Annotated in this window: 22 protein-coding genes; 18 read left to right on the top strand and 4 right to left on the bottom strand. The window is 42.9% G+C overall.

Features of this window, described 5'->3' with window-relative positions; all coding sequences use genetic code 11:
* Nucleotides 1–202: 202 nt before the first annotated feature.
* Together LAY41_RS20845 and LAY41_RS20850 are read left to right on the top strand one after the other, a co-directional pair.
* Nucleotides 203–388 (top strand): LysM peptidoglycan-binding domain-containing protein, encoded by a 186-nt coding sequence (locus tag LAY41_RS20845; protein WP_249102542.1) that lies wholly within the window; start codon nt 203–205, stop codon nt 386–388.
* 427 nt (nt 389–815) lie between these two features.
* Complete coding sequence (locus LAY41_RS20850; RefSeq protein WP_249102547.1) at nt 816–3,311, top strand: aerolysin family beta-barrel pore-forming toxin; 2,496 nt, start codon at nt 816–818, stop codon at nt 3,309–3,311.
* A 193-nt stretch (nt 3,312–3,504) separates the two neighbouring features.
* On the opposite strand, the gene LAY41_RS20855 is transcribed toward LAY41_RS20850, so the two are convergent.
* From LAY41_RS20855 to LAY41_RS32360, 3 genes are all read right to left on the bottom strand, one after another.
* Entirely contained in the window at nt 3,505–4,617 is a 1,113-nt protein-coding gene (locus LAY41_RS20855) for an IS630 family transposase (RefSeq protein ID WP_249102551.1), read from the bottom strand.
* A gap of 58 nt (nt 4,618–4,675) precedes the next feature.
* Nucleotides 4,676–4,996, bottom strand: coding sequence for a PDDEXK family nuclease (locus LAY41_RS20860; RefSeq protein ID WP_249102553.1), 321 nt, complete (start codon nt 4,994–4,996; stop codon nt 4,676–4,678).
* Nucleotides 4,997–5,143: 147 nt separating this feature from the next.
* On the bottom strand, nt 5,144–5,269 hold the full coding sequence (locus LAY41_RS32360; RefSeq protein WP_275974303.1) for a hypothetical protein: 126 nt from the start codon (nt 5,267–5,269) through the stop codon (nt 5,144–5,146).
* Nucleotides 5,270–5,354: 85 nt separating this feature from the next.
* Here LAY41_RS32360 and LAY41_RS20865 point away from each other — a divergent pair, with 85 nt between their 5' ends.
* The 16 genes from LAY41_RS20865 (at nt 5,355) to LAY41_RS20940 (ending at nt 22,572) form a co-directional block, all read left to right on the top strand.
* The gene (locus LAY41_RS20865) at nt 5,355–5,675 is read left to right on the top strand and encodes a hypothetical protein (protein WP_249102555.1); all 321 of its coding nucleotides are present in this window, start codon (nt 5,355–5,357) and stop codon (nt 5,673–5,675) included.
* Nucleotides 5,672–8,548: a cation-translocating P-type ATPase gene (locus LAY41_RS20870; RefSeq protein WP_249102556.1), complete on the top strand. Its 2,877-nt coding sequence runs from the start codon at nt 5,672–5,674 to the stop codon at nt 8,546–8,548. Before LAY41_RS20865 ends, LAY41_RS20870 begins: the two co-directional genes overlap by 4 nt.
* A gap of 30 nt (nt 8,549–8,578) precedes the next feature.
* Complete coding sequence (locus LAY41_RS20875; RefSeq protein ID WP_249102557.1) at nt 8,579–8,839, top strand: hypothetical protein; 261 nt, start codon at nt 8,579–8,581, stop codon at nt 8,837–8,839.
* A 16-nt stretch (nt 8,840–8,855) separates the two neighbouring features.
* Nucleotides 8,856–10,058 carry an MFS transporter gene (locus LAY41_RS20880; RefSeq protein ID WP_249102559.1) on the top strand — a complete coding sequence of 401 codons (1,203 nt, stop codon included), beginning with the start codon at nt 8,856–8,858 and terminating at the stop codon, nt 10,056–10,058.
* Nucleotides 10,059–10,619: 561 nt separating this feature from the next.
* The gene (locus LAY41_RS20885; RefSeq protein ID WP_249102562.1) at nt 10,620–11,297 is read left to right on the top strand and encodes a hypothetical protein; all 678 of its coding nucleotides are present in this window, start codon (nt 10,620–10,622) and stop codon (nt 11,295–11,297) included.
* Nucleotides 11,298–11,418: 121 nt separating this feature from the next.
* Nucleotides 11,419–11,694, top strand: a complete 276-nt coding sequence (locus LAY41_RS20890; protein ID WP_249102565.1) for a hypothetical protein — start codon at nt 11,419–11,421, stop codon at nt 11,692–11,694.
* Nucleotides 11,695–11,849: 155 nt separating this feature from the next.
* Complete coding sequence (locus LAY41_RS20895; RefSeq protein ID WP_249102567.1) at nt 11,850–12,536, top strand: hypothetical protein; 687 nt, start codon at nt 11,850–11,852, stop codon at nt 12,534–12,536.
* A 340-nt stretch (nt 12,537–12,876) separates the two neighbouring features.
* The gene (locus LAY41_RS20900) at nt 12,877–13,512 is read left to right on the top strand and encodes a type I restriction enzyme HsdR N-terminal domain-containing protein (protein ID WP_249102571.1); all 636 of its coding nucleotides are present in this window, start codon (nt 12,877–12,879) and stop codon (nt 13,510–13,512) included.
* A gap of 258 nt (nt 13,513–13,770) precedes the next feature.
* A complete protein-coding gene (locus LAY41_RS20905) occupies nt 13,771–14,508 on the top strand; it encodes a DUF6920 family protein (protein WP_249102573.1) in 738 nt (245 codons plus the stop codon).
* Nucleotides 14,509–14,574: 66 nt separating this feature from the next.
* Nucleotides 14,575–15,195, top strand: a complete 621-nt coding sequence (locus tag LAY41_RS20910; protein WP_249102577.1) for a DUF998 domain-containing protein — start codon at nt 14,575–14,577, stop codon at nt 15,193–15,195.
* Nucleotides 15,196–15,228: 33 nt separating this feature from the next.
* Nucleotides 15,229–16,020, top strand: a complete 792-nt coding sequence (locus tag LAY41_RS20915; protein ID WP_249102578.1) for a CPBP family intramembrane glutamic endopeptidase — start codon at nt 15,229–15,231, stop codon at nt 16,018–16,020.
* Nucleotide 16,021: 1 nt separating this feature from the next.
* Complete coding sequence (locus LAY41_RS20920; protein WP_249102580.1) at nt 16,022–16,678, top strand: type II CAAX endopeptidase family protein; 657 nt, start codon at nt 16,022–16,024, stop codon at nt 16,676–16,678.
* A gap of 12 nt (nt 16,679–16,690) precedes the next feature.
* Nucleotides 16,691–17,362 carry a glutathione S-transferase gene (locus tag LAY41_RS20925; RefSeq protein WP_275974304.1) on the top strand — a complete coding sequence of 224 codons (672 nt, stop codon included), beginning with the start codon at nt 16,691–16,693 and terminating at the stop codon, nt 17,360–17,362.
* Between the two features lie 125 nt (nt 17,363–17,487).
* On the top strand, nt 17,488–17,733 hold the full coding sequence (locus LAY41_RS20930) for a hypothetical protein (RefSeq protein ID WP_249102584.1): 246 nt from the start codon (nt 17,488–17,490) through the stop codon (nt 17,731–17,733).
* 193 nt (nt 17,734–17,926) lie between these two features.
* Entirely contained in the window at nt 17,927–19,933 is a 2,007-nt protein-coding gene (locus tag LAY41_RS20935; RefSeq protein ID WP_249102586.1) for a site-specific DNA-methyltransferase, read from the top strand.
* Nucleotides 19,930–22,572, top strand: coding sequence for a restriction endonuclease (locus LAY41_RS20940; protein ID WP_249102587.1), 2,643 nt, complete (start codon nt 19,930–19,932; stop codon nt 22,570–22,572). The genes LAY41_RS20935 and LAY41_RS20940 overlap by 4 nt, the downstream gene beginning before the upstream one ends.
* Nucleotides 22,573–22,575: 3 nt before the next feature.
* On the opposite strand, the gene LAY41_RS20945 is transcribed toward LAY41_RS20940, so the two are convergent.
* The gene (locus LAY41_RS20945; protein ID WP_249102588.1) at nt 22,576–22,755 is read right to left on the bottom strand and encodes a hypothetical protein; all 180 of its coding nucleotides are present in this window, start codon (nt 22,753–22,755) and stop codon (nt 22,576–22,578) included.
* Between the last annotated feature and the right edge of the window lie 76 nt (nt 22,756–22,831).

Genomic DNA, 22,831 nt, shown 5'->3' on the forward strand with positions numbered 1-22,831 from the left:
TTAATAATTTTGAAATACGGGCTTTACTATTGTGGCATTTTCATAACATTTTAGCACACTAAGTACGGAAGAGCCGATCCAGAATGTTTCTTGATAGTATGACTATCTGGTATGTTATCCCGAAAGTTTCTGGTCGTTATCGGAGAATATACGGAAAGTTTCGGTATAATAGTATGGTAATAGTTAAGTAAGGAGAAAAACTATGCCAAGAAAACAAGGAAATCCCCCCTGTGAGCATACTGTAGAATCTGGAGACACCTTTTCTATTCTTGCTGGTGTCTATTACGGTGATCCCAGCGATGCAAATGCGAACAAAATTATGGCTGCTAATCCTGGGGTTGCCGCTACGAGCTTGAGTATTGGTCAGAAGATTAACATTCCTGCTTAATAATCTACAGTTCCTAACTGTCTTCATTTCAGCTTATTTCACACCCTACATCCCCCAATTATAGGGGATTTAGAAAATTCTTGTTCCCTCAGAATTGGGGGTTACGGGGTAGTTTGGTGAGCGATATAGCAATCCTAAATGATTATACTCGTTACCAGGCAGAGCCTGGTAACGCATACCCGGAGGCTCTGCCTCCATTGTCGCAGCCGAGGCAGAGCCTCTGGACATCGGTTCCCAGGCAGAACCTGGGAACCAGTTAACCAGTTAACCAGTTATTGAAACTGATTTAGGATTGCTATAGGCTAAATTCAATCACTTGTGTGTAAACTGTAGGCTTAATAATGAGGGTTGGAAAATGGGATCATCACAAGATTATCAAAACGTGCCTGACTGGGTAGCTAAAAGTGAAGGATATCAGACTGGCGCAATGGTAAAATATCAGGGAAATATCTTTTATGCCAACTTCTGGGCTTCAGAACCAGGGGTAGGAGATGCCAATCAGAATGGTTGGCGGTTTTATGATGAGTTGTACGATTTAACACCTCATACCCCAACCGAACAAGCTAAAATCATTGCCTATATTCCTACCTGGAGAAAGAAAGAGGGATTTAACTATGCCAATGATGAGATGTATCAATACATCACTCATGGAATAATCTCTTTTCTCATGTTTAGTGAGACCAATCTGGGTGAGTTTGAACCCAACTCCGTCAATGGTGTTTATGCAATCCTTTCAGATGTTGTTAACACCGGACATCGAAACGGAACTAGAATCTTAATTGCACTGGGAGGTGCAACGGATTTTGGATTCCTCAATTTGATGACATCTATAGGAAATAACCCCGATAATCCACTCCTCGATCAAGCTGTACAAAATGTCGTCAATTTTGTCAACCTAAATAATCTAGACGGGGTAGATCTGGATTTAGAATGTTGGTGGGATAAAAATGGTGATCCCAGTAAAGACCAAGGAGGTAGACCCACAAATCAGGGCGCACATCCGGCTGGATATGCTTTGACTTTATTTGCTCAAAAATTAAAGCAAGCTATGCCTGATAAACTGGTTTCAGCCGCTATCTTTGGTACTTCATGGTATGGAAATAACTACGATCCAAAATTAGCAGATTATGTGGATTGGCTGGGAATTATGACCTATGACCTGACTGGATCGTGGAATGCGTCTCCAGTAGGGCCACATACAACTCTCTTTAAAATACGCAATCAAGAGTCCTCTAATATACGTACTCAGGATTCTTATCAGGAGTCTTATGTTGAAGAGCAACAGGGAGAGTGGCCAGGTGGTGGGATGGTGAATAATCCTATTCTTTCAGTGGAAGACACTCTTTGGTACTGGACGAATTCATTATTTGTGAACTGGCAAGGTGCGGGACAAAAGATACCTAGAAATAAGATAGCGGCGGGAGTTCCTATCTATGGCTATGATTTTGCCTATGGTAAAGATCCAGATGACCTGAGTGGTGAGGTAGCTCCGGGATATAAATCTATTCGGTACAAAGATATTCTGGCTCAATTTCCTGATGCTCATACGGCTGCTAATGGCAATATTAAGGAGTCGGGAAGCACACCAAGACCTCCTTTTATCTCCGCTTCAGATAACTACACCTATGCTCACAATATCTACTTTGAGACTCCAGGCACTGCTGTTGCCAAACTGAATTTCTTAAAAAATGTCGGAGCGCAGGGGGTGATTATTTGGGAACTTTCCAATGATGTTTGGGAAGAGGGTAAGAGTATTATTAAAGCACTTTACCAAAACTCTGGTAATGGAATTAAGCCACCTCTGGGTACTCCTACTCCTAAATTAGGAGAGGTCGGACTGAACTTTCTACGTCTTACAGAAGAAGATAAACACCTAATACCCTTAGCAAATTTGGTCAGTCAAAGGGAGGCAGTAAACGAAGAAGAACTAAAAACTAAAATCATGAGGGATGTGCTGAAACCAGCAGCATTTTTAGCACACTTGCTTGGATACGGCTGGTGTTGTGGTTGTAAAGACGGAAAACCAGACTTTGTAGGTGAAGGATTTCTCTCAATTCGGGATGGAAAACATGAAGGATGGAGAGCCGTATACACTAATGGTTGCGAAGGGTGGGGGGCAGATAAACGCCTCAAAATTTACTTCTCAGATTGGTCGTTTTCAATTAAGACATTGAATGTTGGGGATGTTAAAAATACTGAGAAGACGCTCATAGACTCCTCCAAAACATCCGTCGATAATTCAGCAGGAAATACACCTCTTGAGCAAACAGTAGGGGGAGCAAGAGAAGTGCTAACACAAGTACAAACATATAATCTCAAAACCGTGAAATGGGAAGTCGGATTAGAAGTGAATGGAACCTTTAAAACACCCTTAAATTTTCTCGGTGGAATTGAGATGAGTGTTAAAGTTTCCGCAAAGGGTGGTCAAGATACGCAAACAGGGATAGTAACAACAACAAGCGATAAAACGACAATAACAAATACAGTCAAGGCAACTGTACCGCCCGGCAGTCGCAAAGATTATCGCATTGATGTGTATGGAACCGAATCAAAAAGCGATAACTGCTCAATCGTAATCGAGGTAAGATTTGCACTCGAATTTGATGGCTTTCTACGCTGGGGACGAGGGAATACGCCAGACTCTAACTATCACAAAGAGCATCGTGGCTCAGAGGATCGTCCAACAGTCCTATATAAATTTGGCATTAATGGAAGATCCTTTGCTGAAGATTTGAAGTATCAAATGGAACATCCCGATGAGTCAGTATGGGATTGGAACCTTTTGCTCCAAGATCACAAACAAGACCTAGAATGGGCAATATACGAGTTAACTCAAAAACAAAAAGAGCAATATGCCTTCAATTTTAATTTTGGATTAGAAGGGATCAAAGGTACGAACCTAGAGATCACAACGCTCAATTGAAAAATACGAGTGAACGAAGGCAATCACTGCGAGCGCCGATCTTGTAGTGCGAGCGCCGATCTTGTAGGGTGCGTTAACGGAGTGTAACGCACCATCAAATATACACAAATGTAACGCACCATCTTTATGCTAATTTTCGGTGTGTTACGCTATCGCTAACACACCATACGAAAAAGGCTAAGCTGTTGTACATTTAAACTGTGATACAAGCATTACCCTTGTTTTTGATTTTTCTTCCCCATTTAATAATCAACTCTCCTTCATTTAAGAGGCGATGCAATAAATACTCTAGCTCTTCAATTAATGTGAAAAGTCGATGAGCAATATATTCCTTTGCCGAATGCCAGACTAATTCAATTAAGTTATAATCTGGGCTATATGTCGGTAGAAATTCTAAATGAAGATTCGGCATTTCTGTTTCAATTTTTTTCAGGTACTCTTCTTTCTTATGAAAACTAGCATTATCAAGAATAATAACTATTTTTGGTCTTTTTTCCTCAAAGTCTGATGCTTGATTTCCGGCTTCTACCCATTCATAAATTAGTTCTTGATAAAATATTTTTAGAACTTTATAGAAATTATCTGAATCCCCTTTACTTATAACCTCTACAAACCTTTTTTTATCTGAATTTCTCAATCCTCCCATTAAATTAATTCTTCCTTTTCTTCGGTCTCCTCTGAGTTCTTTTTGGCTACCTTTTTTACACCAATTCTTTCTCCTTGTTACTCTTAAACTAAATCCGCTTTCGTCCCAAAACCATACCTGCAATCGTTCTGGAGTTTCCTTTTCTATTTTTAAATATTCTAATAGTTTGTTTTTAAATGCTGTTCTTTTTTCGGGTTTTCTCTTGGATTCTAAACTATATTTTGCCCAAATGTAAACGTACTTTTTTTTCTCTAATATCCTCCTAATTTGCGTTCCACTTAATTTGATTCCGGTAGTTTCCTCCAAATATGTCGCTAATCTATGTGATGTCCATCTGCCAAAATCATAACCTAATTCTTTGGGGTCTTTATCTATGGTTTGCAATAATATTTCTATATATTTATCAGTGGCTTTTTTATGGTTTCCCTTCATCCTCTCATCTCTTAAACTTTCTAGTTTATCTGGGTCGCCATGAATGCACCAATAAGATACTTTATTGACTGAACAACCCACAAATTCAGCAATTTTATTTTGTGTTTTTCCGTCATTTAGCAATAATAAAATCAAGATTCTTTCTATAATATCTCCGTTTTCTTCCTCTTTTAAGGCTTTCTGTAGTTTTTCTATTTGTGATTGATTGAGATGATTTTTAGCTGGCATTTTTGTACTGCTTGACTAAGTTAAGTTTCCATTATACACTATTTAAGTGTGCAACAGCTTAGTAACACTCATCTGGCTCTAAACCCTTTCGTAAATCTTCTCGTGTCCAAGTTGTTGAACCTAAACTACGAATTTCAATTCCGATCTCTTCTGTCGTAACTTCAACAAAGCGACCAAGTAGTTTCTTAAAAGTTTCGTGTGGTGGTAGCGGCATCATAATCTCCAAAATTCCATCGTCATAAGTTAGTCGCATTCCTGGTTGCGACTCCAAATCTCGCACCAAATTCTGATAGGTATCCCAGTGAATGCCTGGGAGTATGGTTATATTTGTAGGTAATACTTTCGCCAAAGGCGTGCTAGAAGCGATCGCTGTAGTCATATTTTTCTCCTTTAGTTCTTGCCATCAACTGCGCTAGGTATCAAAAATGCCTTCTTGACCACCAGTCGAGGTTTCGGCATTGCGTCCACAGTTCGCTTCCTATCTGGGTATTGGCGATCGCAGACCAGATCTAGTTGTCCGTTTTGGTTATGGATCTGAAACGCCGCGATCGCGCTTGGCGACGACTCGATCAAGTAATCGTTGAATGAACAGGAACCAGACTCGAATGGTGAACTCTTCCTCTGCACGCTCGATAACCTTTATGGGCATCATAACTATTGCAGCAATCACATCCTTCAAAATAACATCGCATCTATCGAAATTCTAGGTATATCCGGATCAATTTAGGAGATTTTATATGATTAGCTCAAAAGTACGTGTTGAGCCGCTTAATCTTTCCAATCCCCAGGTCTTGCTATCGACTCTGCAACAACTTCGTCAGACCGTTGAAAGCGAAGGACAACCCACCTTTAGCCAGTGGCGATCGCAGATTCAGCGTCCAGAGTTTCTTTTTAGTGCCTTGAATTTAGCTGATTATCTAGCTTTACGTCGGCACGATCTCCCCAGTCAAAAAGATACTACCTGTTTTCAAGCAATTTGTACTTTGATTGTGGGCTATTCGATGCGGATTATATTCAATCTGTTACTGTTTATGGCACGCCGGGATGGGATTTTATGACATTACATCAGCCGATTTGGACGCTGACGATCGAAAATGTTTATCAAGTCTTGGGCAGTTCTGCTCAGGGGATTTCGGGGCCCGAAGCAGCATCGCGGCTCCAGCAATATGGCTACAATGAACTGCCAGAAGCACCACGGCGATCGCTCATATTACGCTTCACCGACCATTTGACGCACTTTATGGCACTGCTGCTCTGGGTGGCTGGCATTTTAGCGTTTGTCTCCGGTACTCCCGAACTGGGCTGGGCAATTTGGGCGGTAATCTGGATCAATGCTGCCTTTAGTTTTTGGCAGGAATACCAGGCTGAACAGGCGTTATCAGCCTTAAAGCGAGTCCTACCCGATCGAGTCAAAGTCTATCGAGATGGCAACTTATCGACGATTCTGGCGCGGGAGTTGGTTTCAGGGGATGCGATCCAGCTTGAAGAGGGCGATCGCATCCCTGCTGATGCCAGATTGGTGTCCAGTCAGTCCTTATCTGTAGATGTTTCGGTACTGACGGGGGAGTCGCTGCCAGTCGCTCGGATGGCCGCACCTGTGGCGTCGGAGAACTTGAAACCGTTTGAAGTCAGCAATCTCGTTTTTGCCGGGTCTACTGTTGCGGCTGGACGCGGGAGGGCGATCGTGCATGGCACGGGTTCGCAAACAGAATTTGGACAAGTGGCGCATTTAACTGCCAATGTCAAACGGGAACCCAGTACCCTAGAGGTGCAAATCGATCGCGTCGTTCGGATCATCACGATCGTGGCTCTGGGCATAGGTATTCTGGTGTTCTTGCTGACTAATTTACTGGTGGGGATGGATGTTAAGGAAAGTTTCATCTTTGCGATCGGGATTATTGTGGCGTTTGTCCCCGAAGGATTGCTGCCAACCGTGAGTCTGACGCTGGCGATTAGCGTGCAGCGGATGGCAAAGCGCAATGCGTTAGTTCGCCGTCTCTCCGCTGTGGAAACCTTGAGTGCGGTCACGGTCATCTGTACGGATAAAACAGGCACGTTGACTAAAAATGAGATGACGGTTCGCAAACTCTGGATTCCCGCGACGGAGATCGAAGTCACGGGAGCGGGTTACGACCCAACGGGAGCAGTGCAGATTCCGATTCAGACACAGACACCGCAGGTACATTTACTCCTGGCAGGTGCCGCCCTCTGCTGTAACGCTCGATTAAATCATCCGGCTGGTTCGGCGCAATGGCAAGAGGTGGGCGATCCGACCGAAGCTGCGTTACTGGTGGCTGCCCTCAAAGCCGGATTGAATCTGGAGACATTACAGCAGCAATCGCCGAGAGTGCGAGAAGTGCCGTTTGATTCGCAGCGACGGATGATGACGGTTGTATTGGATTCATCATCTGGCGATCGTCCTTGGTCGTGGTTAAACGGATTAGACCGATCGAAACTCCCAGATCCAGCCACTGCCCACCCAATCTTTACCAAAGGATCGCCCTTAGATGTGTTGCAACATTGCCGATCGCTGCTGCAAGATGGACGAGTTATCGAACTGACCGACACCAGCCGATCGATGATTACCGCCGCAAACGATCGACTGGCGAGTCAAGGATATCGGATGTTGGGGGTGGCGATGGGGCAGGGTGGAAAAGAAGTCCTAGAGCAAGATGCGAATGCACTGGAGCAAAATTTAACATTCCTGGGCTTGACCGCGACGATCGATCCACCCCGTCCAGAGGTAGCAGAAGCGATCGCCCAGTGCCACCAAGCGGGGATTATGGTCACGATGGTTACAGGCGATTATGGGTTAACCGCCGAGGCGATCGCCCATCAGATTGGTTTAGTCGATGGCAAAGTGAGAGTGATTACTGGAGAGCAGCTAGGGCATCTATCCGAGGCTCAACTGCGTCAAGTCTTGCATCGCTGGCAGTCTGGGCTAGTGTTTGCCCGTGTAGTGCCAGAACAGAAGCTGAGGCTGGTGCAAGCGTACAAAGACCTGGGTCACGTTGTGGCAGTCACAGGCGATGGAGTCAATGATGCGCCAGCCCTGAGAGCAGCCAATATTGGCATTGCGATGGGTCAGAGCGGCACCGATGTAGCACGAGAGGCCGCAGATATCGTCCTCATCGATGACAACTTTGCAACGATCGTCAGCGCGATCGAGCAGGGGCGGGCGGTGTATCAAAACATTCGCAAGTTCATGACTTATATCCTCGCATCCAACGTCGCAGAATTCTTGCCCTTTTTAGCAATGGGGCTACTGAAGATTCCCCCCGCACTAGCAGTTTTGCAAATTCTGGCAATTGACTTGGGTACGGACATGGTACCCGCCCTGGCATTAGGATCTGAGCATCCAGAAGCAGGCATCATGCAACAGCCGCCCCGCAAGAAATCGCAACCCCTATTGGATCGATCGTTAATGCTGCGTGCCTATTGTTTCTTGGGATTAATCGAAGGTTCAGTCGGCATGATGGCTTTCTTCTCGGTATGGTGGGCACACGGTTATGGGCTCTTTGAGTTGCAAACCGTTACTCCAGCGATTCTTTCCAACTCAGCGAATGCCGCAACGATGGCGATTTACTACCAGGCAACCACAGTCACGCTAGCTGCGATCGTTGCCTGTCAGGATGGCAATGTGTTCGCCTGTCGATCGGAGCGCATTTCCAGCTTCCGGCTGGGTTTCTTCAGCAATCGGCTAATTTGGATTGGGATCGCGCTTGAGTGGGTATTAATTCTATCGATTATCTATCTCCCAGCTTTGCAAAAAGTCTTTGCTACCGCGCCGTTGTCTCTAGTCCAATGGCTGGCGTTATTGGTTTGTGCGCCGATCGTCCTACTTGCCGACGAACTTCGCAAGCAGATCGTTCGCAACAAGAGGGGAAATAGGCAACGCGCAGCAGCACAGCGATCTGCTGCAACTTACTAAGGTTAAAACTTTCACAGCAACCTAATAAATATGTTTGAAACCCTGTTTATACCCAATCCCAGTGTTGAAACCAAAGTCAGCATCCGTCCGCGCAAAGGTGTGATTATTGGTGCCGGAATGTCCATCTATGACCGAGAGGGTAGTCCAGCACCAGACAACGCCGCACTCCAGGAGATTTTCGATCGCGTTAAAAACGCTGGCTGCAAAATCCTCAAACGCAAAGGATCTACTTCCTACGCCATTGGACTGGCGACGACTGAAATTGTCAAAGCTATCCTGCACGGACATTAAAACAGGATTATAGACAATGATTTTGAAGAATATCACACGAACAGTCTGGATTTTATCACTTGTCAGTTTATTTACTGATACAGCCAGCGAAATGTTGTATCCGATTATGCCAATTTATTTGGAAAGCATCGGTTTTTCAGTCGTTCTCATTGGCGTATTAGAGGGTTTTGCGGAAGCGACAGCGGGATTAAGTAAAGGATATTTTGGTAAACTTTCAGATGATTCTGGCAAACGATTACCATTTGTGCAACTTGGCTATGGATTAAGTGCTATTTCTAAGCCAATGATGGCGATATCTATTTATCCGCTTTGGATTTTCTGCGCTCGAACCATTGACCGCTTCGGCAAGGGAATCAGGACAGGCGCAAGAGATGCCCTACTCTCCGATCAGGCAACTGCCAAAACAAAGGGGGAAGTTTTTGGATTTCATCGTTCAATGGATACACTTGGTGCAGTCTTAGGCCCTGCCTTAGCATTAATCTATCTCTACTATTTCCCAAAGGATTACAAAACATTATTCTATATTGCTTTTATTCCTGGACTTCTGGCTATATTTGCATCATTTAGCCTTAAAGATAAAAAACGAATAGTTACAAGTAAAGTGTCAACTCCCTTTTTCTCTTTTCTTAACTACTGGTCATTGAGTCCGTTAATTTATCGGAAAGTAGTGATTGGACTGTTGGCTTTTACCCTATTTAATAGTTCAGATGTATTTCTTTTATTGAGAGCAAAACAATCAGGACTGGACGATTCGATGGTTATTGGAGTGTACATATTCTATAATCTTGTCTATGCTTTGTTTTCATTTCCGATTGGTATTATTGCCGATACAATTGGTTTAAAGAAGATATTTACGGTCGGACTTGCATTATTTGCGCTCGTTTATATTGGGATGTCTTTTAATACTAATTTGTATGTCTTCTTTGGACTGTTTGCCCTCTATGGCATTTATGCGGCTGCAACAGAAGGAATTTCTAAAGCGTGGATTAGTAATATTACTGATCGGAAAGATACTGCCACTGCGATCGGAACATTTGCTGGATTTCAAAGCATCTGCACAATGATTGCCAGTTCATTAGCAGGATTAATCTGGTACAAATTTGGGGTAGCAGCTACATTCATCACCACAGCTACTATTACAATTTTTGTAATTATTTATTTCTTGGTAGCAATTCCTTATCCACAAAATCCCATACGGAAATTAACAGATAATGGCTAAATTAATTTTGATCCGTCATGGACAGAGCCTTTGGAATGCGGAGAATAAATTTACGGGACCTAGAAAACCTATCCGAAGAGGAGATTGTTAACGTTGAGTTAGGAACTGGAATTCCAATTGTCTACGATATTGATGCTCATGGTCAGACTACTGACAAAGTTATTTTGACTTGAGATCCGAATTCCTTAAAAAAGGGAGAAATTAGAGTGTTTTCAAAGTCTACTTCTTAAGAGTGATGTAATGATATTTGGACTCTGTTATGAATAAAAGATACAGATATTGCAAACATTTACTCATCGTTTAATACTATTCAAGGATACAAAATCATGTCAGATAAGCACGAAGTGACAATGCGTAAGTCCTGATTGTGCAAAAATTGAGTGCAGCCAAGGGATAAACCTTCTCAGCCAAGGTTCATTCCTTGAGCCAATGGTTCAGTTTTGATTCGCGAGCGCACCTTTTTGTCACAGCGAAATTAGATACGAAGCCGAATAGTTCAATTAAGGCGACTGAGGCAAGTCGCTCGATCGTAACTGGCCTTGCTAGGCCAAGGAGAAATTAATGGAAACGCAGATGTCCAAGACTCATCAAACCACTTACAACGCAGTCTTTGAACACCCGATCGCCCGGAACCTTCAGTGGCACGATGTGCGATCGATGCTCAGCGCACTCACCGACGTGGAGGAGGAACACAACGGCAATCTGAGATTTACGCGGAATGGCGAGACGCTGACGGTACACCCCCCGAAGCACAAAGATTTATCCGATATGCAGGAACTGATGAAGATTCGCCACTTCCTGGAGCGATCGGCTGTACCCGTAGAGCCAACAGTTGCCGAGGGTGGACACCTGCTGGTTGTTATCGATCACCGCGAGGCCCGTATCTATAAGGCAGAACTGCACGGCTCGGTGCCAGAGCGGATCACTCCTTATGACCCAGACGGCTCTCACCGCCACCTGCACAATCTGGAGGATGAGGCTAATGGTCAGCGTCAGCCGGAGATCAAATCTTTCTACGAGGATATAGCGCGATCGCTCAGTGGCGCAGAGAAGATTCTGATTTTTGGTAGCTCGACTGGAGCAAGCAGTGCGATGGACTATCTGCTGGCCGAACTCAAAGAACATCACCCGGATCTCGCTCGGCGAGTTGTCGGTACGATCGTCGTCAACGAACAACACATGACCGAAGACCAGTTACTGGCACAGGCGCGATCGTTCTACGCAGCAAACGAGCCGTGAAAATGCGACGCAGCTTAAACTCTAGCTGCGTCCTGCATCCTGACGGCTGACCCAGCATTTTGGCAATTTCATCGTCACTGCGTAAGTTCTAGCCAGTACAATCGCCTGACGCATTTCCTTTTTGAACAAACGATGTGGCAGTCATCGCCAATTAAGGTATTCTGGAAACAAGAATAACGATCAATTTGCTTGGGGACGATGGGTTTACGAACTTGGTGTAGGTGCGAAACCCATTCCTCGCAAAAAGCTCAATTCCCAAAAACTATCTGAGGCGATCGCCTACGCTTTGACAAAAGAAGTCCAACAGCAAGCTAAAATATTGGGAGAAAAGATTCAGAACGAGAATGGAGTTGATGGGGCAGTTAAAGCGATCGCGAGCTGCCTTCAGCAAAGATGAACCTGAGACATGAGGCGATCGCATTGACAGTGTACGAGAATCTGCGGTAATATGCCATTAAAAGCTGTAATATGCCATTAAAATAAGAGTTGAACCGGAGTTGCGGGATAATACATAGTTAGATTTAGGTACGATAAACCCTGAGTAGTGAAGGTATGAAGGAAAAACTTCTGTACGATATTTTTATAGGGTTTCTCTTTCTGTCCATATGGTTAAACTTAATCAATGGATATCTACAATTTTTGATCAATAATTTATCAGACCGATTTAAGCTATCTTTATACAGTTTTTCTATTATTTTTGCTCCGTTACTTGCCGATTTTGTCTTTAATGGTTCAGGAAAGGGTTCAAAAACATTAGCTACTGCTGCACTTTCATCAGTAGTAACTCTTGCAGTAAGAGAATCATTTGTATGGTGGAAAGATCGAAATGAAATAAAAGAGGAGATTTTTAGTGAGTTGTATGACAACTATCGATCTTTGAAAGATTTTGTTCAGGCATATCAAGACTTTAGCAATATGCCTGATGTAGATGCCAATTTTAATGCTGGATGGAACAGGAGCATCGAATCTAAATGGATTGATAAGGCTTTTAATAATCATTTTGGAAAGCTACAACCTAGAAAAATATTTAGTCAGCCTGTTGTGAATGATTTACTCGATGTTTATCAAGCAATGCAAACAGCAATTAATGATGTTAAAAGTGGTGGTTCAAGTTTCAGTAATAGCGATTTTATGAGTAATATATTTTTGGGTAATGAAAATTATGGGATTATTGGCGACATCAGAAGATTACTTGTTGATATGAATGAGAAAAAAGCGAACGAACTGCTCACAGATTAAGCGCCAGCCGTTAGATTTACTATTTAATTTTTCGGTGTTAATGAATAAAAGTATGAAATCTTTAGGGGCAATCCCCCCGTGGTTGCCCTAATACCAACGGGGTAAGCACGGGGGCATTACCCCTACAAGCAAATCATACTTTTATTCAGCAACGCCAATTTTTCAATATCGCGATCGCTTATTTACGGGCAGAAACGTCTAACTTGCCGAACGCAAGAAGCGATCGCCCACTAAAAAAACCAATCATTTTGGGGTGAGATAGCGATCGCCATTAGTGTGTTTAGGCAAATTTCTCAGATGAGTTGTAAAATAATCTTATTGTTTAGCAGGAAATATACCTATGGTTGTTACACTGCCTATTTCTAAAACGATTTTAACGCTCGCAGATGTTGAGGACAAATTTCAACTAATGCCTTGCACTGCACCCACATTTTTTCGGGAGTGGCAGGACGATTTACCCGAACTCACCGAGATTGAACGAGCAACACTCGATCGCCTTTTGGTGAGATTTGCAGGACATAGAAGGCGCGGCATTCTAGCAGAGGGTGCTGTGGATAAGCTGATGATCTCGCCACTTTTGGACTTGGTTGGCTTTTATGAACCTGAATATGAGGTACGTACTGAAGAATCAGTTGAATTCGCTTTGGAAAGCGATGAAGAAGTTTTGCGCGGTAGAATTGACACTTTAATTGTGCGCGATCGCATCTGGATATTGGTAATTGAGGGAAAACGAACCATTATGGCTTCCTTGGCATTGCCACAAGCCTTGTCCTATATGATGTGTAACCCAGAACTAGAGCTTCCATCTTTTGGGCTAATTACCAATGGAGATGAATTTATTTTTGTCAAAGCGATCGCAAAGCCAACTCCTTTGTACAGCGCCTCGCGATTGTATTCGCTATTTTTCCCCACTGGCAGTCAAGATTTGACTGAAGTGTTTCGTGTTTTAAAACAGATTAAAATGCAAACAGGTTAGATTGACAAATATTTGAGAATGGTTACTTTAGGATCAGACAGCGATCGCCCCCAGCAAACTTTAGAAGATAATCGTTGAGGCGATCGCATTGACTTTAGCCGCTACTGACTATAAGATGGAACGAGTTTTTCAAGGGGATTATATTTTACTCTCACGATGTGAATCTGACCTTAAGAGTAAAGCAAAGTCAGATAAGTCAATCGCTGAACCAAAAATCCCATAACCTGAGAACGTTGGGAGTATCAAACCTTTAAAAACATGACTAAAATCCAAGAAATTTCTCTAGACGATTTGTGGGAATCAGCACCGAAGAGCGATCGCCCCTTCAATCCTGAATCATTAATCAATCTTCCCAATCTAGCCCGTCGCTATTTGGAATGCGCGATCGCTCCAGGCACCATGCTTGCATCCACCGTTCGATTGTGGATGCGAGGCGAAATCAAACTCGGAAAACATTGGCATTCATTTAAAGCGGAAGAAGTGATTTGCTGGGATCGAGGCATGATTTGGCAGGTGACTACTTTGATGAATGGCTTACCAATTTTGGGAGACGATCGCATCGTGGATGGTGTCGGTCAAGCGAAGTGGAATACCATACAGAGAAGCGGAGAGGATATCACTCGATCGTGTGTGGGACGAGTTCACTCAGAGTCAATATGGTTGCCATCTGTCCTCTGTAACCCTGACATCATCTGGACAGAGTTAAACGCTTCCCAAGTCCAGGCAACCTTCACAGCACTCGGAGAACCCGCCAAGATTACCCTGACGGTTTCCAATCAGGGAGTCTTGGAGCAGATCAAAGTCGATCGCTGGGGTAACCCGGACGGTGGCGCGTTTCAATATGGCGACTTTGGTGGAATTGTGGAGGAGACTGGCACCTTTGAGGGCTATACGATCCCGACGCAACTCCGGGGGGGGTGGTTCTTCGGCAGTGAACGCTTTGAGTCCGAGGGCGACTTCTTCCACTGCACGATCGATAAAGCCGTCTATCGCTGAAAGTCGAGCGATAGTAGACCATCTTATGAAAGTTTTCAGTTGAATAATCACCAAATAGTTAAGAAAATGAAAATTTTAGAAACTAATACAAAACCCTCATTAGCTATAGCTGGTACATTGCTTTTTTTATCAGGATCAATAACTTTCATGGGTATCATAACTGGCGAGGTTTTTTATCCATCAGGGTATACAACCTCAGTGAATGATATAAGCGATTTAGGTGGGACAAGACCGCCTAATAGTATTATTCATCAACCATCAGCAATCATTTTTAACGTAACTATGATGCTAACAGGAATCATGATCATTATTGCAGCTTGGTTTGTACAAAAATATTTTAGAAAATGGATTGCAAGCTTACCATTAGGACTATTCGGTTTTGGTTTATTGGGCGTGGGTATTTTTCCGGGTAATGTGAGCTTTTATCATGGATTATTTTCCATGATCACTTTTATTTCGGGCGGAGTTGCAGCAATCACATCCTTCAAAATAACATCGCCTCCATATCGTTACCTGGGAATTTGTTTTGGAGTAGTTGCTTTAGTATTTCTCTTTTTTGCAAATTATTTTATTCCTACTTTAGGTAGTGGTGGTACAGAACGTTGGGTCGCTTATCCCATAGCACTTTGGGTAACAGGCTTTGGTGGATATTTGCTTGGTATGAGGACAGCTACATTGCATAGTTAGCCCGCAATTCTACGTCAAAGAAGATGGTGAAAAATGAGAAAATACCCCGTTTTTTGGTTCTATATCTTGGCTTTTAGCATCTCATGGATTGGTATGGTTTCAGCAGCTTTAGGCTCTCATCGTATTGCCCCGTTTGATAATCCCTACTTCCAGCTTCTTTCCATCTTTTATGCCATTGGCCCCGCTCTTGCAGCCGTTATTGTGTCACGGGTGGCAAATGGTGAGAAAGGGGTGCAGGATTTGGACAAGGAGCTTATGCAATGGCGCGTTGGTCTAGTCTGGTACATCGTGGCGGTACTGGGACCTGTTGTTCTTTTCATCGCGGCGCAAGTCATCACGAAATTATTAGGCTTTTCAGTAACAATCGCAGGGCTACAAGGCGACCTATCTCCCTATGTCATTTTCGGTTTCGCGATCAACTTCTTCGGCAATACGTGTGAAGAAATTGGGTGGCGCGGTTTTGCACTACCACGTTTACAGAAGCGATACAATGCCTTGCTTGCCACCCTGATTGTGGGCATACTGTGGGGTTTTTGGCATTTACCGCTTGTCTTTTTAGTGGGTAACCCGATGTCTGAGTATCCTTTCCTCTGGTTCATCATTATCGTTGCAGACGCTTTTATTTATACCTGGATTTACAACAGTACCAAAGGCAGTATCTTGCTAGTGGCGCTTTTTCATGGTTCGGGAAACATATTTGGAGCATTTATAACCGGGGTGTCGCCTGTCGCATACGCTCTCGTGAATTGTGTGGTGGCGATCATCTTGATAGCAGTGTTTGGAAGCGCGAATCTCTCTCGCCGACAAAGAGTTTGTAAGGAATAGAATGATGTCACACGAAGATTTCACAACACAGCCTCATACAATCGGAATAAGTAAGTCTCCTCTTAAATTCTTATTATTAGTATTTGTTCTTTCTGTTCCATTCTGGTTGGTTGGCTTTTTGGATTTACCCAAAATGCTCCCAATCAATCTCCCCATAAGCGCACTTCAGTTCGTTTGCCCAATAACTACTGCACTTATTCTCGTGCATAAAGAAAACAAACCCAATGGCATGAAGGATTTGTTGAAAAGAGCCTTTGACTTCAAGAGAATTAAAAACAAAATCTGGTATGTGCCAATCCTCTTGCTCATGCCAGCGGTAATGATTTTGTCTTATGGGATGATGCGTCTATTGGAGATGCCGCTTCCTGAGCCACACATTCCATTTAAATCGATACCGATCTTTTTCCTTATGTTTTTCATCGGCGCGATCGGTGAAGAGATTGGTTGGTCGGGATATATTACTGACCCGCTGCAAGATCGGTGGGGTGCATCAGGAGCCAGTATCTTTTTAGGAGCAGTGTGGGCAGTATGGCACATTGTGCCGTGGTTTCAGGGTCATTCAAAAAAACTTATAATCTTTAATCCCTTAATCTGGGGTGTTGATTCTGAATATAAATACTGGAGTTTTTTTCATGTAGAATATGTGCTGGGCTACTAAAAAGAAAAACGGATGATTACTGTCCACCACTTGAACAACTCTCGCTCCCAGCGCGTGCTCTGGCTGCTAGAGGAACTCGACCTAGAGTATCAAGTCAAGCGCTACGAGCGCGACCCGAAAACAATGCTCGCTCCCGCGTCGCTGCGTGCAGTGCATCCACTGGGCAAGTCTCCCGTGATTACCGATGGTGCGCTGACTCTGGCTGAATCCGGTGCGATTGTCGAATACTTAGTTGACCGTTACGGTGGCGGACGACTCGCTCCTGAGCTTGGCACGCCGGAACGGTTGCGATACATCTACTGGCTGCATTATGCTGAAGGCTCGGCGATGCCCCCGCTACTATTGAAGCTAGTCTTTAACCAAATCGAAACAAGTCCGATGCCGTTTTTCGCTCGACCGATCGCGCGGGCAATTGTGGCTCGCGTCAATAAATCGTTCATCGAGCCTCAAATCGCACTGCATCTGGGTTATCTAGAAGCAGAACTTGAGAAAAGCTTATGGTTTGTTGGTAGTGAGTTCACCGCAGCCGATATTCAGATGAGCTTTCCATTGGAGGCGGCGGCTGCACAGGTAGGGTTGGACAGCAGCCGACCGAAACTGATGGGCTTTCTCGATCGCATTCACGCGCGTCCCGCATACCGCCGTGCATTAGAACGTGGCGGAGCATACGATCTGCTGAATTAAGTGGAAATCCTTTCATAAAATGAGGTGAAGCGTTCAGCCCGAAACCATTGTTAATAATGCTGGAAAGTCTGTGATGCCTTTGACATCATCACACCCTGTATTGTTGAGGCGATCGCAAGGTGCAATTGACGATCGCTGAACGCTTGAAGTTACCCATCAATGCTCTTAAAGTTGCGATCGACAGTGGTGAAGCCTACGCTCAACTAGCCATAGATGCTGAATTAGTCAAAGCACATAATGTCACAGTCAGTCCTACTCTGATTTTTAATGAAGGAAGACAAAGGCTCAACGGCAATGTCGGTTATCGCGTCATGGAAGCCAATATTCGCGAGTTATTACATAATCCTGCGGGAGAGCAGAGTTGGTGGTAAACCGTTTTGCACGTTCTTTTGAAGATTTTAAGATTAAGAATAGGTATTACAGAGAAATTTTTAGAGGGCGATAGCGAAGCGCTCCGTAGGAATCGCCTCCTGCAAACTTTAGAAGATGATTTTTGAGGCGATCGCAATCTTGGAAAAGAACCAAGGTATAATCTAAAGTTTAGAAAGCAATTTCTCTAAGGCGATGACTGAAGATAGGCTACCGTTAACTTCTCAAGATGTTCTGGCAGATAAGCTCGCAGCCCTGCGGGAACTCTTTCCAGAGGTTTTTGCTGAGGGCAAGGTTGATTTTGAGCGACTGAAGCAGGCGTTGGGAGAATCCGTTGATGAGGGGCGAGAACGCTACGGATTGTCTTGGGCAGGCAAGAGTGAGGCAATTCGGAATCTGCAAGCGCAAAGTGTGGGGACGCTAAACCCTGTACCAGAAGAGTCGGTTAATTTTGAGACAACGGAGAATATTTTTATTGAGGGTGACAATCTGGAAGTGTTGAAGTTGTTGCAAAAGAGCTATTACAACCAGATCAAGATGATTTATATTGATCCGCCCTACAACACGGGGAAGGAATTTATCTATCCTGATAACTTTCGGGAAGGGTTAGAGGATTATTTGCGCTATTCGGGGCAGAAAAATGGTGAGGGAATTAAGCTAACAACGAATACAGAAACCGATGGGCGGTTTCATTCTAAGTGGCTCAATATGATGTATCCTCGTTTGTTTCTAGCCCGAAATTTATTAAGGGACGATGGGGTAATATTTGTCAGCATTGATGATCATGAAGTCTATAATTTGCGTTTATTGATGAATGAAGTATTCGGAGAAGAAAACTTCATTGCACAGTTGATTTGGGAAAAAACACGAAAAAATGACTCTCGCTTATTTTCTATTGGGCATGAATATATAATTGTTTATGCTAAGAATGAGAGCTATTTACGACAACTCGATACATACTGGCGTGAGGAAAAGCCAGGAGCTAGACAGATTCAAGAAGAGTATTTAAGGCTCCGTAGTATACATAACGATGACGATGAGGTTGTTGCTGCTGGTCTAAAAGCCTACTATGCTTCTCTACCTAAAAACAGCTTGGTGAAGAAGTATTCACGCTATTGCAATGTTGATAATAGAGGTGTGTGGCGTGATGATAATATGTCTTGGCCCGGTGGTGATGGTCCGACTTACGAAATAATTCATCCTATCACTGGTCAACCTTGTGCAATACCTGATGGAGGTTGGCGATACTCTACTAAAGAGAAGATGCTTGAGATGATAGAAACTGGTGTAGTTGTTTTTCGAGCAGATCACACCGAACCTCCAATTCGTAAAACGTATCTTGTTAGATCTCTCACTCCTAATGAGAATGGTGATACTGAACCAGCAGATGAGGATGATATTAGTATTCAGGTGATGGGTTCTTATTTTTATAAAAGTGCTCAACCTGCATCTAGATTATTAACAGAAGTTTTTGGCAAAAAGATTTTCGATAATCCGAAAGATCACGAAGTTATTGCAAGAATGATTCGTTACGCTACTGAAGAAGACGATATCATTCTTGATTTTTTTGCTGGATCTGGCACAACTGCTCATTCGGTTTTAGAAGTTAATCATCAGGATGAAAGTAAACGTAAATTTATTCTTGTGCAACTTCCAGAACCCGCAAATAAATCTAACTACCAAAGCATTAGTGACATTTGTAAGGAACGTTTAAGAAGAGTGATTTCAAGACTAAATCAGGAGGATGTTAGTAAATTAAATTTATACGATTCAGAGCAACAAGACCGAGGCTTCAAAGTCTTCAAACTCACCGAAAGTAATTTCAAAATCTGGGATGGTACAGCCCCCAAAGATACAGAACAATTGGAACTTTTACTCCGTGAATTTGCAGACAATATTCGTCCCGGTACAACTAAACTGGGAATGCTGTATGAAATCTTGCTCAAAGCTGGATTCTCATTAACGGCAAAAGTGGAAACGCTAGACATTGCTGGACAGGAAATTTATGCCATTGAAAATCAGGAACTATTTCTCTGTTTGGAATCCGAGATTTTAGAAGAAACCGTTATACAAATTCTCAGCTATCAACCCAAGCCTAAGCAATTCATTAGCTTAGATTCCTCATTCCGAGGTAACGATCAACTCAAGACAAATACTCAGCTACAAATGCGTGACCACGATATTAAATTCCGCACAGTATGAAAATTCAATTTGATAGCCAACAACAATATCAACTGGATGCCGTTAAAGCTGTTATTGATGTATTTGATGGTCAACCCTTAGCAGGAGGGCAATTTGAGATTAGTTTAGCTATTGGCTTTGGTGGAGCTATGACCGAGATGGGTTTTGGTAATCAGCTAGAATTATCATCCGCAGAAATTTTGGCAAATATCCAAGCGATTCAAAAGTGTAATGAAATTGAACTTGTAGAACCGAGAGAAGACATACCGCTTCAGCATGGGATGAACTTTTCCATTGACATGGAAACGGGAACCGGAAAAACATATATTTACTTGCGTACCATTCACGAATTGAATGCTCGGTATGGTTTTACCAAGTTCATCATCGTTGTTCCTAGTGTGCCGATTCGGGAAGGTGTTCTGAAAAACCTGGAGATTACTAAAGAACATTTTCAAAATATTTATGGCAATCAACCCTTTGATTATTGGGTCTATAACTCCAAACGAGTCTCAAATCTACGCCAGTTTGCTAACTCTAATCAATTACAGATTCTTGTTATCAATATTGATGCTTTCAATAAAAAAGACATCAGTGTGATTCATAAAGAACTAGATGGGTTATCAGGATATCGCCCCATTGAATTCATTCAAGCCACTAACCCAATTGTGATTCTGGATGAACCACAAAATATGGAATCAGACAAGGCAAAAGAGGCCATAGCTAGTTTAAATCCACTCTGTACGTTACGTTATTCTGCGACTCACAAGAACTTATACAACTTACTTTATAGACTTGATCCCGTGAAAGCTTACGACATGAAACTCGTTAAGCAAATTACGGTGACATCTGCCCTGGAAGAAAACAGTTTTAATCAACCATATATTCTCTTAGAGTCTATTAAAGCAACCAAAACAAAAATTACTGCGAAACTAACGATCGATGTACAAAAACAAAATTCTCCTAGTCGCAACAGTGTATCTGTTAGTAAAAATGGAGTTGATCTATACGAATTATCCGGTAGTCGAGAACTCTACAGAGGCTATGTGGTTAATTGTATTGATGCAGGTTTTGGTTATATTTCCTTTACCAATGGAGTTAGCCTAAATATCGGAGAAGCGATCGGCAATTATGGTGATGATTTGATGAAGGCACAGATCAGAGAAACGATTAAAGAACATTTAGATAAAGAGCTTGCTGTAAAACGACAACTTCCCGATCGCCCGATGAAAGTTCTTTCCCTATTTTTTATCGATCGTGTTGCTAATTATGCTGCTACAGATGGCAAGATTCGCCAATGGTTTATCGAAATCTATCAAGAATTATCCCAACTACCGCGTTATCAAAATCTTAATTTGCCTGCGGTTGAGGACATTCATAATGGTTACTTTGCTCAAGATACACAGGGCAACGCCAAAGATACCAATGGTGCAACGGTAGCAGATGATTCAGCATATCAGTTAATTATGAAGGATAAAGAACGGCTATTGTCGCCAACAGAGCCACTTCGTTTTATCTTCAGTCATTCAGCATTAAAAGAAGGTTGGGATAATCCCAATGTTTTTCAGATATGTATGTTGCGTGAGGTACAATCAAAAGTTGAAAGACGACAAACCATTGGGCGAGGATTGCGCTTACCTGTAGATGCAACTGGGATTCGTGTTTTTGATCCAACAATCAATCGCTTAACAGTTGTAGCCAATGAAAGTTATGCCGATTTTGCCCGTGCTTTGCAAACCGAAATTGAAGAAGATTGTGGGGTGAAATTTGAAGGCAGAATCAAAAATAACCGCGATCGCCAAAAAGCAAACCTGATTCCCAAGTGGAGAGAAAACACTGATTTTCTGGAACTCTGGGAACGGATTAAACATAAAACCCGTTATTCTGTTGAATACGATACCCAAGAACTAATTAAGAAAGCGGCAGCAGAAATTCATAAAATGTCTGCCATTACCGCCCCACAAATCCGTTTAGAAAAAGTTGCTTTAAGTTACGCAAATACGGGAGTTACTTCACAGCTTTTGTCCGTCACCAGTAGCAAAACAGAATCCATAATTTCCCATATTCCCGATTTAATTAGCTATTTGCAACGAGAAACCGAGCTAACCCGCGATACTCTATCCAGTATTCTTTTAAAGTCCCATCGCTTGTCAGATATATTTATCAATCCTCAACTGTTTCTTGATCTAGCAACACGAGCAATCCGCTTCACAATGCAAGAGTTCATGGTGAACGGTATCAAGTATGAGCGCATTGCTGGGGAAGAGTATGAAATGCGTCTGTTTGAAGATTGGGAAATTGCAGGTTTTATCGACAATATGTTATCGGTAGATCACTCCATCTATGATGCGATCGAGTATCAATCTGAAACAGAGAGACAATTTGCTGAGATCCTAGATGGGCGAGAAGACATCAAATTGTTTATCAAGCTTCCACCTTGGTTTAAGGTTCAAACTCCACTCGGTACTTACAATCCTGATTGGGCGATCGTTAAACAAGTTTCTGAAGATGAGCAAAAACTCTACCTGATTCGAGAGACTAAAGGTACTAAAGAGCAGCTAAGCTTGAGAAAGGGTGAAGGTGCAAAGATCCATTGTGGTCAAAAGCATTTTGACATCCTGAACGTTGACTTTGATGTGGTTACAACTGCCTCAGAAATTTAGATTTTATCCAAAACTGATAGAGAATTTCTGCGGGAAACGCGCCGCCAGTAGATTAGCTAGTTCTTGAACTATCTCAATGTAATCGGGATTTTTGCTGAATTTTGGATCTGCAAATGAAGGTTGAGCGACTACCAGATTAACTAGGAATACCAAGACTACAAGAAAAATTTGGAAGAGTTTCATGATTTTCTCCTTATCATTGCAAGACTCACAACTTTGACTTTAATTGCTCTCAAGCAATAAAATCAAATATTCTTAT

It is taken from the genome of Argonema galeatum A003/A1, from assembly GCF_023333595.1.
Taxonomy (GTDB): domain Bacteria; phylum Cyanobacteriota; class Cyanobacteriia; order Cyanobacteriales; family Aerosakkonemataceae; genus Argonema; species Argonema galeatum.

Excerpts from the sequence above, each read along its gene's own strand:
- LAY41_RS20845 (WP_249102542.1), top strand. The coding sequence starts at position 203 with ATGCCAAGAAAACAAGGAAATCCCCCCTGTGAGCATACTGTAGAATCT.
- LAY41_RS20850 (WP_249102547.1), top strand. The coding sequence starts at position 816 with ATGGTAAAATATCAGGGAAATATCTTTTATGCCAACTTCTGGGCTTCA.
- LAY41_RS20855 (WP_249102551.1), bottom strand. The coding sequence starts at position 4,617 with ATGCCAGCTAAAAATCATCTCAATCAATCACAAATAGAAAAACTACAG.
- LAY41_RS20860 (WP_249102553.1), bottom strand. The coding sequence starts at position 4,996 with ATGACTACAGCGATCGCTTCTAGCACGCCTTTGGCGAAAGTATTACCT.
- LAY41_RS32360 (WP_275974303.1), bottom strand. The coding sequence starts at position 5,269 with ATGATGCCCATAAAGGTTATCGAGCGTGCAGAGGAAGAGTTCACCATT.
- LAY41_RS20865 (WP_249102555.1), top strand. The coding sequence starts at position 5,355 with ATGATTAGCTCAAAAGTACGTGTTGAGCCGCTTAATCTTTCCAATCCC.
- LAY41_RS20870 (WP_249102556.1), top strand. The coding sequence starts at position 5,672 with ATGACATTACATCAGCCGATTTGGACGCTGACGATCGAAAATGTTTAT.
- LAY41_RS20875 (WP_249102557.1), top strand. The coding sequence starts at position 8,579 with ATGTTTGAAACCCTGTTTATACCCAATCCCAGTGTTGAAACCAAAGTC.
- LAY41_RS20880 (WP_249102559.1), top strand. The coding sequence starts at position 8,856 with ATGATTTTGAAGAATATCACACGAACAGTCTGGATTTTATCACTTGTC.
- LAY41_RS20885 (WP_249102562.1), top strand. The coding sequence starts at position 10,620 with ATGGAAACGCAGATGTCCAAGACTCATCAAACCACTTACAACGCAGTC.
- LAY41_RS20895 (WP_249102567.1), top strand. The coding sequence starts at position 11,850 with ATGAAGGAAAAACTTCTGTACGATATTTTTATAGGGTTTCTCTTTCTG.
- LAY41_RS20900 (WP_249102571.1), top strand. The coding sequence starts at position 12,877 with ATGGTTGTTACACTGCCTATTTCTAAAACGATTTTAACGCTCGCAGAT.
- LAY41_RS20905 (WP_249102573.1), top strand. The coding sequence starts at position 13,771 with ATGACTAAAATCCAAGAAATTTCTCTAGACGATTTGTGGGAATCAGCA.
- LAY41_RS20910 (WP_249102577.1), top strand. The coding sequence starts at position 14,575 with ATGAAAATTTTAGAAACTAATACAAAACCCTCATTAGCTATAGCTGGT.
- LAY41_RS20915 (WP_249102578.1), top strand. The coding sequence starts at position 15,229 with ATGAGAAAATACCCCGTTTTTTGGTTCTATATCTTGGCTTTTAGCATC.
- LAY41_RS20920 (WP_249102580.1), top strand. The coding sequence starts at position 16,022 with ATGATGTCACACGAAGATTTCACAACACAGCCTCATACAATCGGAATA.
- LAY41_RS20925 (WP_275974304.1), top strand. The coding sequence starts at position 16,691 with ATGATTACTGTCCACCACTTGAACAACTCTCGCTCCCAGCGCGTGCTC.
- LAY41_RS20935 (WP_249102586.1), top strand. The coding sequence starts at position 17,927 with ATGACTGAAGATAGGCTACCGTTAACTTCTCAAGATGTTCTGGCAGAT.
- LAY41_RS20940 (WP_249102587.1), top strand. The coding sequence starts at position 19,930 with ATGAAAATTCAATTTGATAGCCAACAACAATATCAACTGGATGCCGTT.
- LAY41_RS20945 (WP_249102588.1), bottom strand. The coding sequence starts at position 22,755 with ATGAAACTCTTCCAAATTTTTCTTGTAGTCTTGGTATTCCTAGTTAAT.